The 14,469-nt window shown below is 72.3% G+C and carries 16 protein-coding genes; 11 read left to right on the top strand and 5 right to left on the bottom strand.

The genetic code is table 11. The annotated features are described in order from the left end of the window. Window positions 1–9: 9 nt before the first annotated feature. Entirely contained in the window at window positions 10–735 is a 726-nt protein-coding gene (locus ABZ374_RS33675) for a TetR/AcrR family transcriptional regulator (RefSeq protein WP_360318486.1), read from the top strand. Window positions 736–858: 123 nt separating this feature from the next. Further along, complete coding sequence (locus ABZ374_RS33670; protein WP_360318445.1) at window positions 859–1,569, top strand: lysophospholipid acyltransferase family protein; 711 nt, start codon at window positions 859–861, stop codon at window positions 1,567–1,569. A gap of 78 nt (window positions 1,570–1,647) precedes the next feature. Here ABZ374_RS33670 and ABZ374_RS33665 read toward each other — a convergent pair whose 3' ends face one another. Then, entirely contained in the window at window positions 1,648–2,514 is an 867-nt protein-coding gene (locus tag ABZ374_RS33665) for a fused MFS/spermidine synthase (protein WP_360318443.1), read from the bottom strand. A 142-nt stretch (window positions 2,515–2,656) separates the two neighbouring features. Here ABZ374_RS33665 and ABZ374_RS33660 point away from each other — a divergent pair, with 142 nt between their 5' ends. The 3 genes from ABZ374_RS33660 to ABZ374_RS33650 all read left to right on the top strand — a co-directional run bounded on the left by ABZ374_RS33660 (window position 2,657) and on the right by ABZ374_RS33650 (window position 4,970). Beyond that, the gene (locus ABZ374_RS33660; RefSeq protein ID WP_360318441.1) at window positions 2,657–3,313 is read left to right on the top strand and encodes an MBL fold metallo-hydrolase; all 657 of its coding nucleotides are present in this window, start codon (window positions 2,657–2,659) and stop codon (window positions 3,311–3,313) included. Then, window positions 3,306–4,280 (top strand): hypothetical protein, encoded by a 975-nt coding sequence (locus tag ABZ374_RS33655; protein WP_360318439.1) that lies wholly within the window; start codon window positions 3,306–3,308, stop codon window positions 4,278–4,280. Before ABZ374_RS33660 ends, ABZ374_RS33655 begins: the two co-directional genes overlap by 8 nt. Before the next feature lie 147 nt (window positions 4,281–4,427). Then, a complete protein-coding gene (locus ABZ374_RS33650) occupies window positions 4,428–4,970 on the top strand; it encodes an anthrone oxygenase family protein (RefSeq protein ID WP_360318437.1) in 543 nt (180 codons plus the stop codon). A gap of 17 nt (window positions 4,971–4,987) precedes the next feature. Here ABZ374_RS33650 and ABZ374_RS33645 read toward each other — a convergent pair whose 3' ends face one another. Then, entirely contained in the window at window positions 4,988–6,130 is a 1,143-nt protein-coding gene (locus tag ABZ374_RS33645; RefSeq protein WP_360318436.1) for a winged helix DNA-binding domain-containing protein, read from the bottom strand. Between the two features lie 62 nt (window positions 6,131–6,192). On the opposite strand from ABZ374_RS33645, the gene ABZ374_RS33640 reads away from it, so the two are divergent. The 4 genes from ABZ374_RS33640 to ABZ374_RS33625 all read left to right on the top strand — a co-directional run bounded on the left by ABZ374_RS33640 (window position 6,193) and on the right by ABZ374_RS33625 (window position 10,328). Next, entirely contained in the window at window positions 6,193–7,209 is a 1,017-nt protein-coding gene (locus ABZ374_RS33640; RefSeq protein WP_360318434.1) for a WYL domain-containing protein, read from the top strand. 90 nt (window positions 7,210–7,299) lie between these two features. Beyond that, a complete protein-coding gene (locus tag ABZ374_RS33635; protein ID WP_360318432.1) occupies window positions 7,300–7,884 on the top strand; it encodes a TetR family transcriptional regulator in 585 nt (194 codons plus the stop codon). A 108-nt stretch (window positions 7,885–7,992) separates the two neighbouring features. Further along, window positions 7,993–9,486 carry an MFS transporter gene (locus ABZ374_RS33630; protein WP_360318430.1) on the top strand — a complete coding sequence of 498 codons (1,494 nt, stop codon included), beginning with the start codon at window positions 7,993–7,995 and terminating at the stop codon, window positions 9,484–9,486. Between the two features lie 80 nt (window positions 9,487–9,566). Beyond that, on the top strand, window positions 9,567–10,328 hold the full coding sequence (locus ABZ374_RS33625; protein ID WP_360318428.1) for an SDR family oxidoreductase: 762 nt from the start codon (window positions 9,567–9,569) through the stop codon (window positions 10,326–10,328). 77 nt (window positions 10,329–10,405) lie between these two features. On the opposite strand, the gene ABZ374_RS33620 is transcribed toward ABZ374_RS33625, so the two are convergent. Beyond that, the gene (locus ABZ374_RS33620) at window positions 10,406–11,218 is read right to left on the bottom strand and encodes an alpha/beta hydrolase (RefSeq protein ID WP_360318426.1); all 813 of its coding nucleotides are present in this window, start codon (window positions 11,216–11,218) and stop codon (window positions 10,406–10,408) included. Window positions 11,219–11,423: 205 nt separating this feature from the next. Further along, window positions 11,424–12,143, bottom strand: a complete 720-nt coding sequence (locus ABZ374_RS33615; RefSeq protein WP_360318423.1) for an SDR family oxidoreductase — start codon at window positions 12,141–12,143, stop codon at window positions 11,424–11,426. A 275-nt stretch (window positions 12,144–12,418) separates the two neighbouring features. Here ABZ374_RS33615 and ABZ374_RS33610 point away from each other — a divergent pair, with 275 nt between their 5' ends. Continuing rightward, a complete protein-coding gene (locus ABZ374_RS33610; protein ID WP_360318484.1) occupies window positions 12,419–12,931 on the top strand; it encodes a MarR family transcriptional regulator in 513 nt (170 codons plus the stop codon). Here the strand turns inward: ABZ374_RS33610 and ABZ374_RS33605 are convergent. After that, on the bottom strand, window positions 12,842–13,816 hold the full coding sequence (locus ABZ374_RS33605; RefSeq protein WP_360318421.1) for a helix-turn-helix domain-containing protein: 975 nt from the start codon (window positions 13,814–13,816) through the stop codon (window positions 12,842–12,844). The two genes, ABZ374_RS33610 and ABZ374_RS33605, sit on opposite strands and share 90 nt — an antisense overlap. Window positions 13,817–13,951: 135 nt before the next feature. Here ABZ374_RS33605 and ABZ374_RS33600 point away from each other — a divergent pair, with 135 nt between their 5' ends. Continuing rightward, complete coding sequence (locus ABZ374_RS33600; RefSeq protein ID WP_360318419.1) at window positions 13,952–14,452, top strand: hypothetical protein; 501 nt, start codon at window positions 13,952–13,954, stop codon at window positions 14,450–14,452. Window positions 14,453–14,469 lie beyond the last annotated feature (17 nt).

Below are 14,469 nucleotides of genomic sequence, written 5' to 3'. Positions count from 1 at the left end.
AGGGAAGTCGTGAACCGGGAGGATCGAGCGGACCCGGGGGAGGCGAAGCGGGTCGACCGGGTGGTGGGTGAACGTCGCCGGCGCCGGCCGACCAAGTCCGGGACGGTTTTGTCCGAAGATGTCATTGTCGATTGTGCGGTACGTCTGATCGGACACCAAGGCCCGGAGGCCCTGACGGTGCGCAAGCTCGGCGCCGCGCTCGGCTGCGACCCCACCGCGATCTATCGATATTTCCGCAACACCGACGACCTGCTGCTCGCGATCGCCGACTCGCTGATCGGCGAGACGCTGGTGGGCTACCGGCCCGGCCCGGACTGGGTGGCGTCGCTGCGCGAGCTGGGCCTGCGGGTGCGCGACGGCTATCTGCGCCATCCGCGCGTGGCCGCGATCGCGGCGTCCCGGGTGACCCGGCGGCACAACGAGTTCCGGGCGGTGGAGATGGGGGTCGGTCTGCTGCTGTCGGCGGGCTTCTCCCCCGTCGACGCGGTCCGCTACTACCGCGTGTTCATCGACACCGTGCTCGCGCACGCGGCCCTGGAGGCGTCCTACAGCGCACTCGCGCCCGAGGTGCGGGCGGCCGACGACCGGTCCTGGACGGAGACGTACAACACGCTTCCCGAGACCGACTATCCGGCGATCGGCACGGTCCGCGTGCACCTGGCCGAGGGCATGGCGGGCAGTCCCTTCGAGGACATGCTCGACCTGATGCTGGAATCGCTCGCCCGGCGGGTGTGACGGCGGTGGGCCCCGGCGGCACCGATCGGCACGACCGGGGCCGTGACGACATTTGACACCACGTCAACAGTGCAGGTGGGTACACGCGTCATGGGGGGTGCCGCAGACTCGATAAGGTGGCGCGTGTTTCCAGACCTCACCCACTCCCACGGGGGATCCGTGCTGATCGACAAGTTCATGCATGGCGTCGTGGCGCCCACCGCGAAGGCGATCTATCGCCCGCGCACCGAGGGCCGCGAGAACGTACCGATGACCGGCCCGGTCATCATCGCCAGCAACCACCTGTCGTTCGTTGACAGCGTCGCGATCCCCGTGGTCATGCCGCGCAAGGTGTCGTTCCTCGCGAAGGCCGAGTATTTCGACGGCCCCGGGCTCAAGGGCCGGGTCAGCAAGTCGTTCTTCACCGGCATCGGCGCCGTCGCCGTGCCCCGAGGCGCGCACAGTGCGGCGAAGGCCGCCCTGGAGACCGCGCTCTCGGTGCTCGAACGCGGCGACGCGTTCGGGATCTACCCGGAGGGCACCCGCTCCCGCGACGGCCGGCTCTACCGCGGCAGAACCGGTGTCGCGTGGCTCGCGCTGGCCGCGCGGTGCCCGGTGGTCCCGGTCGGGATCATCGACACGGACCGGGTCCAGCCGATCGGCTCGAACATCCCGAGGTTGTCGCCGCGCGCGCTCATCCGCTTCGGCGAGCCGCTCGACTTCTCGCACCACTACGAGCGCAAGGACGTGGCCCGGGCCCGGCGCGAGATCACCGACGAAATCATGGAAGCAATCCAGAAGTTGTCGGGGCAGGACTACGCGGGCGTCTACAACGAGACGGCGGCGGAGGTCTGAGCGACGGCATCCGTCGCGTTGCCGGGGGCGGCGCCTCGCCACCCCCGGCACAGGACTTCCGGGCCCGAGCCCGATCCCTCAGCCGATGCGGAACGTGCCTCCGGGCGGGGCCGGCGACGCGGTGGCCGTGTCGTCGGTCACCGGCGCGACGTCGCGGGAGAAGACTCGGGCCTCGATGCCGGAGAGCACCCTGGCCGGAGTTTCGTCGCCGGCCGTACGCCGGGCCAACTGCGACACCGGCAGCGCGGCCGCGGACGCGACCACGACGAGGTTGCCGAAGCGCCTGCCGCGCAGCACACCCGGTTCGGCCATCAACGCCACCTCCGGGAACACCGCCCGCAGCGTGGCCACTTGGGCCCGAGCGAACTCCAGTTCGCCCCCGTCGGCGATATTGGCCGCGTACACCCCACCCGGCCGCAACACCCGGGCCACCTCGGCGGCGAACTCCCGCGAGGTCAGGTGCGCGGGCACCTGCGCTCCGCCGAACACGTCGGCGATCACCAGGTCGGCCGAGTCGTCGGGCCGCTCGGTGAGTTCGGCCCGGGCGTCGCCGGTGCGTATCTCCATCGGCTCGTCCGCCGGCAGCGGCAGATGCTCCAGCACCAACGCGACCAGTTCGGCGTCGAGCTCGGCGACGGTCTGCACCGAGCCGGACCGGGTGGCCGCGATGTAGCGGGGCAGCGTGAATCCGCCGCCGCCCAGGTGCAGCACGGCCACCGCCGCACCCGGTTCGGCCACGAGATCGACGACGTGGCCGAGGCGCCGCGTGTACTCGAATTCCAAGTGCGCGGGCTGATCGAGATCCACGTACGACTGCGGCGAATCGTTGAGCGTGAGCAACCACGCGCGGGGCCGGTCGATGTCGGGCATCAGCAACGCCGCACCGAGATCCGTCGCCCGCCCCACCGGAATCGACTCGGTCGGTTCTTGCTGGTCGTCGTACATGCATCGATTGTCTCGCAGCCGCGACCCCCGCTCCGCCGCCGATGCCGATCGCCTTGGCATGATCGACCGGGGCAGCGGCAACAGACACCGCAGCACCGATCAGGTGGCACCAACGAAGCGGAACCCAGTCGGGAGAGCAGCCATGCAATTCACCAAGCTCGGCCACGCGTGCGTACGTCTGACCACCGATCGCGGCACCATCGTGATCGATCCCGGCTCGTTCAGCGAACCCGACGCGATGGTCGGGGCGGACGCCGTACTGATCACCCACGAGCACCTGGACCATGTGGTCCCGGACACACTGCGAGCCGCCGCCGCGGCCAACCCGGATCTGGAGATCTGGACCAACCCGGTCGTCGCCGCGCAGTTCCCCGACCTGGCCGGCCGCATCCACGCGGTGACCCACGGCGACACCTTCGAGATCGGCGGCGCGCAGGGCGTGGCGGTACACGTGTACGGCGAAAAGCACGCGGTGATCCACCCGGACATCGCCGTGATCGACAACGTCGGCTTCCTCGTCGACGGTCGCGTCTTCCATCCCGGTGACGCGTTCACCGTGCCCGAGGAGGCGGTGCCCACGCTGCTGGTCCCGTCCGGCGCCCCCTGGCTCAAGCTCGGCGACGCCGCCGACTACGTCCGCGCGGTCGACCCCTCCCGGGCGTTCCTGATCCACGACTGCCTGTACAACGACACCGGCCTCGCCCTCGCCGAACGCCTCCTGGGCCAACTCGCCGGGTCCGACGCCCGCCCCGTCCGACGCCTGGCCCCGGGCGAGAGCACCTCGCTCGCCGATGCCTGACCCTGCACCCGGCACACCGTTACCCCCGATACCGGCTCGGCCGCACAGCGGCCGGGACGACGAGGAGACTCGGCAACTCCGGGAGTACAACGCGCACATCGTCGCCCTGGACACCCGGTTCGGCGCCGGCGCCATTCTCGCGCCGGCGGTCCGGTCGGCGGGTGGCGCGTTGCGCGCCGCGACCGCCGGCCGGCCGTCTCGGGACCGGCTGTCCGCCGTGGCGGAGGCGTACCAGATCGCCGGCTGGTTGGCCTACGACGCCGATCGACAGGGGTTGTCCCATCGGCTGACCACTCGGGCCGTCCGGACGGCGCGGCTCGCCGGTGATCGCTCCGCCGAACACTTCGCGCTGTCCCAGCTCGCCATGCAGGCCATCCATCTGCACCGCCCGGACCGGGCGTTGCGCATCTGCGACACCGTCCTCGAAGACGACCTGCCGCCCGGCGTCCGGACCCTGTTCGTGCTGCGGCGGGCCCGCGCGCTCGATCAGTACGGCGAGCACGCGCGGGCCCGCAGGCTCATCGGCGAGACGTACGCGCGGCACCTCGACGGTGTCGGCCCCCGGGATCCCGCCTGGACCTGGTGGCTCGACACCGCCGAGATCACCTGGCACCACGCGATGCTGCACGCCGACAACGGGCGCTGGACCCGGGCGATCCCCCTGTTCGAACAGGCCGCCGCAGGGCGCATTCCCGGCAGCCGTACCGCGTACAACGACCATGCCCACCTGCTGCACGCCCTCGCCCGGACCCGCAGTTGGCGCGCCGCCGGCGACCTCCTGGAGTCGCATATCGTCCCGGCCCGGGCCACGATCGCCTCCGGGCGCATCACCCGGCTCCTGGCCGACACGGCCCACCCGCCGACCGGCCGGCCCGCCGCGAGCCGCGACCTGGCCCACGACCTGGGCACGGTCCTGCGCGGCGCCGGCTTCCCCGGCGGGCCCGCGAACCGCGATCGGCATCGGTAACCCGGAGGTTAACCACGCTTCCGGGATCGGCCGTTGTTCGAGGCGCGCGCAGACGAGAGTCTTGAGACATCGAGGAACGGGACGGCGAAATCGCGAAAAGCGCCCGCCGGTCCCGACCGACAACCTTCATTCTCAAGGGAGTTCATCATGGCTGCCATCGACCACACGCTCGCCGCCGGCACCGACGCGATCGGCACCACCCGCAGGACCGTCGGCCGCTGGCTCACCGCCGGCGCCGTGGCCAACACGCTGATGGCCGGCACCTACGTCGCCTTCTCCGCGGTCGTCATGCCGTGGCTGGGCACCAAGGGCGACGCCGACTTCGTGCACTCGATGCAGCAGATCAACACCGGCATCGAGAACCCGCTGTTCTTCACCGTCTTCACCGCCGCCATGGCCGCCCCCGCGATCGCCGCCTGGAAGCTGCGTGGGCACGCCGCCACCGCCACCGTCATGCGCTGGACCCTGGCCGCCCTCGCCCTCTACACCACCACCGTGCTGACCACCTCCGGCATCAACGTCCCCCTCAACCAGGCCCTCGCCCACGCCGGCGACGTCGACCCGGGCAAGTCCCGCGCCGACTTCGAGACCACCTGGAACATCTGGAACGGCATCCGCGCCGCCCTCTCCACCGCCGCCGCCGTCGCCATGCTCAAGGCCCTCCGCCTGCACCGCCGCAACCGCGCCTGACCGCCCGCGTGCCGTCCTCAGACGAAGCGGATCTCGTGGTCGTGGGTGGTCACGAAGGCCAGCAGCCGGGCGCCTTCGGCGGTCAGCTCCGCCCCGGCCGCCCGGTCGATCGGGCGGAAGGGTTGCAGTTCCAGGACCAGCGGTGGGCCGGACGTGCCGGCGGCGGCGGGCGAGCCCGCCGAGACCGGTTTCCCGGCTCGGGTGAGCCGCCACATGCCCGCGACCATGCCGTCCACCAGGAAGCTTGCCCGGATGATGCCGTTGACGGTGAACATGCGTTTGCGGTCCTCCTCGGAGATGATCCGGGCCCGGTCGGCGTGCGAGAGCAGGATGTTGTCGAATTCCGGAAGGAAGCGGACCGGAGCGGGCGCGTCCTCGGGCGGCAGCGGGGCATCGGGCACGTCGTAGAGTTCGCGGCCGGCCTCGTCCCGGTAGACGACCAGGCTCGAACGCAGCCGATCGACCGCCGCCCGCAGCCGGTTCAGGCCGGACCAGGCTTGCATGTCGGCGATCGTGGCCGGACCGAAGGCCGCCAGATAGCGCAACAACATCTCGTCCGGGGCGGTTTCGGCGGCCAGGGGCCGGCCGAGCCAGTGTTCGGCGGTGGTACACGCGGACTGACCGCTGCGACCCCACAGGGCCCGCGGCGGGACCTGGACCAGCGATGCCTGGCTGCGCAGCGCGTGGGCCAGGGCCTTCGGGTCCTCGTCCGGAAAACGCTCGGCCAGCGCCAGCCCGAGCGCCTTGGCGGTCAGTGCCTGCTTGGCCATCAACTCCCGGCCCACGGCCACCAGTTCGGTGACGTCGACGTTCGAGTCGCCGAGACCGTGTAGCTGGTTGCGATACAGGTCCGCGTCGTAGATCGGCTGCACGACGGGCCGGAGCGCGAGGCAGTCGGCGTCGGTCACCAGGTGCACCGTGCCGCGCATCAGGCCCAGGCGCACGGCCCGGCGGTCGGTCAGGAGATCGGCCAGCTCGCTCGGCGCGAAGTCGGCGAGGCGGGTCCACAGACCGACGTACGGCGGGTGGGGGGCCTGCGCCTGCATACCGACCAGGTGCGTGAGCGCGGCCTGGGCCGAGACGGCGTGCCGCCGGGTCAACAACTGGCGTTCGAGCAGCGCACGATTGAGTCGGCGGTTGCCGAGGGTGGTGATCTCCATGCACCGAAGACTAGGAGCGAATGCGGACGGAAACCTGCCGCATTCGACGCAACGCTGATCACATGGACACGCTGGAGAGTACGACCCGCCTGCTTCGTCTGTTGTCCCTCCTCCAATCCCCGCCCGAGCGCCGGCCCGGGCGCCGCGACCGCGCCGAGCGGTCCGGTTCCCTCGACCCGGCGGGCTGGACCGGCCCCCGCCTCGCCGCGCGCCTGGGGGTCAGCCCCCGTACCGTGCGGCGCGACGTGCAGCGACTGCGCGCGGCGGGCTACCCGGTGCGCACCGCGTCCGGCGCCGCCGGCGGCTATCGGCTCGACCCGACCGGCCCACTGCCGCCGCTGCTCCTGGACGACGACGAGGCGGTCGCGATCGTGACGGGGCTGCGCACGGCGGTCGGCGGTACGGTCACCGGGATCGAGCCGACCTCGGCCCGGGCGCTGGCCAAGCTCGAACGCATGTTGCCCGCCCGGTTGCGCGGCCGGGTCGACGCGCTCGACGCGGTCACCGTGTCGCTGCCCGGATGCGGCGAGACGGTGGCTCCCGCCGACCTGACCACGATCGCGGCGGCCTGCCGCTCGGCCGAGACGCTGCGCTTCGACTACCGCACCCACGACGGCCGCGAGGCCGTTCGCACGGTCGAGCCGCACCGGCTCGCCTGCACGGGACGCCGCTGGTACCTGCTGGCCTGGGACCTCGACCGCGCCGACTGGCGCACGTATCGCGTGGACCGGATCCGGCTGCGCCCGTCGACCGGCCCGCGTTTCACGCCGCGAACGCTGCCGGACCACGACGTCGCCGCATACCTCACCGCGGGCATCTCCGTCCGCGCCTACGCACACCACGCGACCGTGCTCCTGCACGTCTCGCCGGAACTCGCCTCGGCCCGGATCGGCGCGAGCGGCGGGGTCCTGGAGGCGATCGACGCGGACACCTGCCGGTTGACCACGGGGGCCTCCTCGATCGACGCGCTGGCGATCCATCTCGCCTTCCTCGACCTCGACTTCACCGTCGAGGGCCCACCCGAACTCGTGGACCGGGTGGCTCGGTTGGCCGGTCGCTGGACTCGGGCGGCGGGCTGACACCGGTCCGGCTCCGCGCACCCGGTCCGGTTCCGCAGGGCGGTCGATCTTTATTGACCGTACGTTCTCGAATGCCTTAGGGTCGTGTCCGTGGCCAGGACCAAGGAATTCGATCCCGACGCCGCCTTGCAGTCCGCGCTCGAACTCTTCTGGGAGCGCGGCTACGAGGCGACCTCGATGGCGGACCTCGTGGCTCGCCTCGGCATCGCCCGAGCGAGCATCTACGCGACGTTCGGCAACAAACACGACCTCTACCTGGCGGCGCTGGACCGCTACCGGGAGAGCCGCAACCCGGAGTTGTTCGAGGAGTTGTCCCAGCCGGGGCCGGTGTTGCCGGCCGTTCGGGCCCTGGTCGAGCGGTTCGCCCGGCAGGCGTCCGAGGAGCCGACCCGGCTGCGCGGCTGCTTCCTGACCAACACCGCCGCCGAGTTGGCCGCACACGACGCGGGCGCCGCCCGGATCGTCGAGTACGGCTGGAGTCAGATGGAGACCAATCTGACCGTCGCGCTCACCCGGGCCCGGGCGCAGGGCGAACTGGGCCCGGATCGGGACCCCCAGGCGCTGGCCCGCTTCCTGCTGGTCCTGCTCCAGGGCATGCGCGTGGTCGGCAAGGCCGGCCCGGACTCCGTCCGCCTGCGCGACGCGACCCGACAGGCACTCGTACTGCTCGACTGAAGGCACTCGCCGACAACCCGCGCGCGACCCGGCGACCCGCCGGGCACACGCCTGCCCTTATTCCAGAACGATCGATCTGTAAAAGCTATCGGCAACGGGGGTATCGCAATGACCGGCACGGTCACGGGCGGCACGGTCACGGGCGGCACGGTCACGGTCGGCACGGTCACGGTCGGCACGGTCACGACCACGCCGCATGCCGGCCTCGCCTTCGCCGTACTCGGCACCGTGCAGGCCACGTTGATCTTCACGATCACCGCGATCGGCGTGCCGCTGCCCGACATCGGCCGGGAGTTCGGCCTGGGTTCGGCCGATCTGGTGTTGCTCAGTGCCGCCTACGGACTGCCGTTCAGCGGTCTGCTGTTGTTCGGCGGTCGACTCGCCGATCGCTACGGCGGACGCCCGATGTTCACGGTGGGCCTGGTCGTCTTCGGGCTTGCCTCGGCGATCGCGGCGTTCGCGCCCGGCTTCGCGGTGCTGGTCGCGGTGCGGTTCGGGCAGGGGTTGGGGGCCGCGTTGACCGCGCCGGCCGCGATGGCGGTGTTGCGCGCGGTGTACCCCGAACCGGGCGCGTATCGGCGGGCGATGGCGACCTGGGGTGGGCTGTCCGTACTGGGCGCCGCGATCGGCAACCTCGCGTCGGGCGTGCTCACCACCTGGGTGTCCTGGCGCTGGATGTTCGCCATACCGGTCGCCGTTGCCGGTGCGGCGCTGCTCCTGACCCCACGTCGGCTGCCGGCGGGGCAGCCGGCCGACGGCGGGCCGGGCGGCCGTCCGGGTCTCGATCCGCTCGGCGCGGTCCTGGCCGCGGTCGGCATCACGCTCGCGGGATACGGCCTGACCGTCACCGGCGACCATGCCTGGACGTCGGCTGCCGTGTTCGTCCCGCTCGGTGTCGGCGTGCTCCTGCTCGCCACCTTCCTGGTCGTCGAACGACGGGTGGCCGATCCGCTCCTCCCGCCCGGCTTCGTCCGCGCTCCGCGCCGCGTCCTGGGCCTGGTCGGGGTGTTGCTCGCGGCCACCGGGACCGGCCTGATCAGCTTCCTGATCTCGCTCCACCTGCAACAGAACCGCGATTGGTCACCGCTCGCGACCGCCGGCGCGTTCGTCCCGTTCGCCCTCGCGCTGATCGTGGCCGGTCGAGCGGCCGGCCCGCTGATCGGTCGCTACGGTCCGGGCCGCATCACCGTGTCGGGCCTGCTGATCGGCGGCACGGGCCTGCTCCTGCTCGCCCGCCTGGACGAGGGCACCCGCTATGCCCGTGACCTGCTCCCGGGCCTGGTCCTGCTGCCCGTCGGCGCCGCCCTGATCTTCGCCGGCACCGCCGTCCTGACCACCGGGGACGTACCCGCCCACCAGGCGGGCCTGGCCGGCGGCGTGCTGAACACCGCGATGGAACTCGGGCCCACCGTCGGCCTGGCCGCGCTGATGTCGGTGGCCGCGACCCGCGCCGACGTGATCGTCGGCTACGCCTGGGCCTTCGGCACCGCCGGGGCGGTCTTCCTCCTGGCCGCCCTGTCCGCGACCGCCCTGCTCCGGGACCGGCACGGCGACCGGGTGCCCGAACCGAGCCGCGAGGCGGGACCACCGCGCACCGGCTGACCGGCCGGCACCGCATCCACCGACCGACCACACCCATCGATCCGCCACCACCTCCACACCGCAAGACTCGGGAGAACACCATGTCCGCACGTTTCACCGCCAAGACCGTCCTCGTCACCGGAGCCGGCTCGGGCGCCGGCCGGGAGATCGCGCTCGCCTTCGCTCGCGAGGGAGCCGCCGTCGTGGCCGCGGGCCGCACCGCCGCACCGCTGGCGGAGACCGTCCGGCTGATCGAGGCCGAGGGCGGACGAGGCGCGGCCGTCACCGCCGACGTCACCGATTCGGCGAGCCTGGCCGCGCTCGTCGCCCGCACGGTCGAGTTGTTCGGGGGTCTCGACGTCGCCGTCAACAACGCCGGTGTGATCCAGGGCGTGGGTCCGCTCGCCGACCTCGACGAGGCGGACTTCCGGGCCACCCTGGACATCAACGTGACCGGCACGTGGCTCTCGATGAAGCACGAGATCGGCTACATGCGGGCCAACGGCGGCGGTGCCATCGTGAACATCTCCTCCAACCTCGGCGCCCACGCCCGGCTGGCCAACCTCGGCGCGTACGTCACGTCCAAGGCCGCGGTGAGCACGCTCACCCGCAATGCCGCGCTCGACCACATCGGTGACGGCGTCCGAATCAACGCGGTCAGCCCCGGCCCGCTGGCCACCTCGATGTCGTTGCGTCCGGGCGAGACCGAGGCCGAGCGCGCGGACCGGATGAAGGGCGAGAACCCGTCCGGTCGGGTCGGCGCACTGGCCGAACTCGCGGCCGCCGTCCTGTACTTGGCCTCCGACGAGGCCGGCTTCGCGGTCGGCACCGACCTCGTCCTGGACGGTGGCGCCAGCGCCTGACCGACACCGCGCGCCACCGGCCCGGCCGCCGTCACCCGACGCGGCCGGGCCGCTTCGCGCCTGTCGCTCGACCGGGCCTAGGCCCGGTCGAGCACCTCGGCCAGGGCCACGGCGAACTCGTCGGGGCGCAACGCGTAGCCCACGTGATCGGTCGGGAACTCGAAGACCGGGATGTCCAGACGCTCGGCGAGCAGCGCCGTGGTGCGGTAGAGCAGCGTCTCCGGGCCCTCGTTCGACACGGCCAGCACCAGCGGTGCGTCCCGCAGCGCGGTCAGGTCCGGCTCGAAGCGGGCGAACGACGACAGTTCGTAGGACAGGTTGAAGTGCACGTTGGTCTGCACCCGTTCGAGCAACTCGCGCAACGGCGCGGGCAGATCCCCGGTGGGCTCCGGCGGGCCGGACAGGCCGAACAACGCGCTGAGTTCGACCATCGCGGCCTTCAGGCCGTCGGTCCGGTACAACTCGCCTACGTTGTCGAACTTCGCGTACCACTGCTTCGGTTCGGGCAACAGCCCCACCACGAGCGGCTCGTGGGCGACGAGCAGGCCGACCTGTTCCGGGTGTCGCACGAGCAGGTCGAGGCCGATCGCGGCACCGGAACTGGTGCCGAAGACGGCCGCGGGCTCCGAGGTGAGGGCCTGGAGCAGCCGGTGCGCGTCGTCGGCATGCTCCTCGATGCGCTGCTCGCCGGGCGGACCGGTGAGCCGGCTACGGGAGTTGCCGCGTCGGTCGTACGCGACGACGGTGTAGCGGTCGGCCAGGCGATCGCCCAGCGTCGCGAACAGATCGGTGTCTCCGTTGCTGCCGTTGATCGTTAACAGCACCGGACCGGAGCCGCGTACCTCGTAGTAGAGGTCGGCTCCGGGCACCGCCAGCGTGTGGGATTCCATCGGATCTGCCTTCCGTGTGGAGAAGCTCTGCGGGGAGTCTGTACGGGGTTCCGTGCGTTCCGTGCGTTCCGTGCGGGGAGCGCCGCAGCCCAACGCTACGGACGCGAACGATGCCCCGTCCGGTGAACCCGGTTTCCCGCTTCGGCGCCGCGGATGCCCGACCGGTCCGCACCTGCGGGCCGGGGCCGCCGAGCTGCTCCCGACATCAACGACTCTTGTACGCACCGCCGTTGACGTTGAGAACCTGCCCCGTGACGTGCCGGGCTGCGGGCGAGGCGAGGAACGCGACAGCGCCGACGACGTCCTCGGGCGAGCCGGCCCGGCGTAGCGACGTCGAGGCGACCAGGTGTCGGCGGCGGTCCTCGGTGAGGTTGTCCCGGAAGAACTCGGTGTCCGCGATGTAGCCCGGCGAGACCACGTTGGCGGTGATGTCGCGCGGGCCCAGGGCGTCCGCGAGGGCGACGTTCCAGGCGGCGAGTCCGGCCTTGGCCGCGCCGTACGATCCGGCTCCCTTGTCGGCGGCGAGCGAACCGATGCCGATCACCGCGCCGCCGGCGGCGAGCCGGTCCTCGACGGCCCGGGTGGTCAGCGCGGCGCCGACCAGGTTGGCGTCCAGATTGGCCCGGAACGCACGGGCGTAGCCCGCGAGGTCGATGGCGGGGCCGTGGTCGAAGTCGGTGTTGCCGCCGGCGTTGTTGACCAGTACGTCGATCCGCTCGGGCAGTTCGGCCAGCAGTCGGGTCAGCGCCTCGGGGTCGGTGTGGTCGCAGACCAGCGCTCGGGCTCCGGTCCGTTCGGCGGCGACGGCGAGCGGCTCGGCCCGCCGACCGGTGATCGTCACGGCGGCACCGAGCCCGGCGAAGTGCCGGGCGATCGCGAGTCCGATACCGGTGCCGCCGCCGGTGACCAGGATGTTGCGTGCCATAGGATGACCTCCACAACGGTCGTTTAGCTCTAAATTTAGATCTGAACATAACATCGGGAAGAGGTTCCATGGCAACCGACGAGCGCCGGCCCCGTGCCGCGGCCGAGACATCGCCGGGAAAGCCGACGACGGCCGGCGCGGACCGGCCCGGCGCCGGGGTCGGGACAGGAACGACCCCGGAGGCCGACGCGCGGGCCGACGTACGGACCGCCGAGCAGCCGCTCGACCCGGTCGGCGGCGGTGCCTCGGGACGCGTCGGTCACGCCGTCGAGGAGATCGCCGCCGCGTGGGAGCGGGAGCGGCCCGGGACGCCGGTGTCCTCGATCGGGATCGTCACGCCGATCTGGCGGCTGGCCAAGTTGCTCGGGGACGACCGGCGCCGCGTGCTGGCCGGGGCGGGCGTCGACGCGGCGACCTTGGACCTGCTGAGTGTGCTGCGGCGCAGTGGAGCGCCGTACGTCCTGGGTACGCGCGAACTGGGCCGGCGTTCGCTGGTCACGGCGGGCGCCGTCTCGCAGCGGGTCGCCCGGGCCGAGCGCGAGGGCCTGGTCGTCCGGCGGGCCGGATCCGGTCGGACCCGCTCGGTCGAGGTCGAACTGACCGAGGCGGGGCATGCCTTGGTGGAGGCGACGGTCGATCGGGTACTGGGTCGCGAAGCGCAGTTGATCGACGGCCTGACCCCCGAGCAGCAGACGCAGCTAGCGGGTCTGCTCGCGATCCTGTTCCGGGACGTGCAGGCCAGGCTGGGCGACGATCGACTCACCCACGTGGGGGACCCCGACACCTGACCCCCGGCCGCTCCCCGTCGCCTGCTCCCCCGCCGTCCGGTCCAGCACGTGGGCGGCCGTCGCCGCATCCGCGGGCGTCCACACCAGCACCGTGGTCTCGGGGCCCTCCGCCGGCAGCAGCAGGGACACCGCGAAGCGCAGCGGCACGGCCCACGTCGCGCCTTCCTCGGCCGCCCGATCCGCCTCGGCCTCCCGCACCGCAGCCCCGCACAGTCGCACCGTCCGGGCCGCGAACACGCCCACCGCGCGGCATTGCCACCACGCCGCCAGGTCCGGCCGCTCGACCAGCAGTCGTGCCGCGACCGTGCGCTGCCGCGCGTCGTCGGGACGGGTGCGCAGATGGCGGACCAGATCGAGGGCGAGCGGCTCGCGCTCGGGGAATGCCGGCTCGTGGGCCGGGTCGGTCAGCAGCATCAGCAGCAGGTTGCGGCGCTCGATCGGCACGCCCGCCGGGTCGGGCCGAATCGCCCGCCAGGCGTCGTTCCAGGCCAGTACGTCCAGGGCCCGATCGAGCACGAGCGCCGGGCTGGTCGGCCAACTCCCGACCATCGCCCGCAGACCGTCGGCCGACGCCGGCCCCGCCTCGGGCGGTACGTGGAAGCCGGCCAGTTCGAGCACGTGCCGGCGGGCGTCGACGTCCAGGCGCAGCGCCCGCGCCACCGATTCGAGCACCTGGCGCGACGTGTCCACCCGGCCCTGCTCCAACCACGTGTACCAGGCCACCCCGACCCCCGACAGCGCGGCGACCTCCTCGCGGCGCAGGCCGGGCGTGCGGCGACGCGGCGATCGGGGCAGCCCGACGTCCTCGGGCGTGAGCAGTTCGCGATGTGCGCGCAGGAACCCGCCCAGCCCGCGCCGACGATCCTGCCCGTCCTGGGTGGCCATCGGCCCAGCCTATGACCGGTACTCACGGTATGAACCGGAGCCTGCCCCGATCCGGGCGACGTCGCGAGGGTGGTGGACGTACCGATCACCCCGGCCGATCGCCCGGCCGGCACACCGACAGGGGACCCGACAACCATGACCGACCAGCCCACGCCCACCGCCGCCACCGAGTCCACCGCGTCCGCCATCGCGTCCGCCATCGCCGCCGCCGGCGCCGGCTCCGACGTGGTGTGGCGCCGCAGCAACGACTCGTCCACGCTCACCACACCGCGCGCGTTCCTTCGGGTCTTCGTCGAGCCCGGTGAGTTGGAAGCCGCGACCGCGTTCTACGAGGGTCTCCAGGGCGTCGAGCGCGATATGTGGTTCACCTTCCGCGAATTCGGCATCGCCCTGTCCGCCGTCGGCGGCTTCCTGCTGATCGAAGGTGCCGCCGCCACGGTGGAGCGCTTCCGGTCCACCACCGGCACCCTGCTGGTCCCGGAGTTGGCGCCCTGCCTCGAACGGCTGGCGGCGGCAGGCGCCGAGATCCTCGAACCGCCGCGCCGGGTGCCCACCGGTTCCGGAGTCACCGCCCGGCACGCCGACGGCACCGTCGTCGAATACGTCGAGCACCGCCCGACGCCGGACGGCCGCTGACGATCGCCCGGGCGCCG

It is taken from the genome of Embleya sp. NPDC005971, assembly GCF_040629175.1.
Classification (GTDB): Bacteria; Actinomycetota; Actinomycetes; order Streptomycetales; family Streptomycetaceae; genus Embleya.
Note: the sequence above shows the minus strand (reverse complement) of the source record. Positions and strands in the feature narration are given on the sequence as shown.

Bases quoted from the DNA above. Each gene is read 5' to 3' on its own strand.
- ABZ374_RS33620 (WP_360318426.1), bottom strand. From the start codon at position 11,218: ATGGAATCCCACACGCTGGCGGTGCCCGGAGCCGACCTCTACTACGAG.
- ABZ374_RS33600 (WP_360318419.1), top strand. From the start codon at position 13,952: ATGACCGACCAGCCCACGCCCACCGCCGCCACCGAGTCCACCGCGTCC.
- ABZ374_RS33615 (WP_360318423.1), bottom strand. From the start codon at position 12,143: ATGGCACGCAACATCCTGGTCACCGGCGGCGGCACCGGTATCGGACTC.
- ABZ374_RS33605 (WP_360318421.1), bottom strand. From the start codon at position 13,816: ATGGCCACCCAGGACGGGCAGGATCGTCGGCGCGGGCTGGGCGGGTTC.
- ABZ374_RS33665 (WP_360318443.1), bottom strand. From the start codon at position 2,514: ATGTACGACGACCAGCAAGAACCGACCGAGTCGATTCCGGTGGGGCGG.
- ABZ374_RS33645 (WP_360318436.1), bottom strand. From the start codon at position 6,130: ATGGAGATCACCACCCTCGGCAACCGCCGACTCAATCGTGCGCTGCTC.
- ABZ374_RS33630 (WP_360318430.1), top strand. From the start codon at position 7,993: ATGACCGGCACGGTCACGGGCGGCACGGTCACGGGCGGCACGGTCACG.
- ABZ374_RS33650 (WP_360318437.1), top strand. From the start codon at position 4,428: ATGGCTGCCATCGACCACACGCTCGCCGCCGGCACCGACGCGATCGGC.
- ABZ374_RS33640 (WP_360318434.1), top strand. From the start codon at position 6,193: ATGGACACGCTGGAGAGTACGACCCGCCTGCTTCGTCTGTTGTCCCTC.
- ABZ374_RS33660 (WP_360318441.1), top strand. From the start codon at position 2,657: ATGCAATTCACCAAGCTCGGCCACGCGTGCGTACGTCTGACCACCGAT.
- ABZ374_RS33625 (WP_360318428.1), top strand. From the start codon at position 9,567: ATGTCCGCACGTTTCACCGCCAAGACCGTCCTCGTCACCGGAGCCGGC.
- ABZ374_RS33655 (WP_360318439.1), top strand. From the start codon at position 3,306: ATGCCTGACCCTGCACCCGGCACACCGTTACCCCCGATACCGGCTCGG.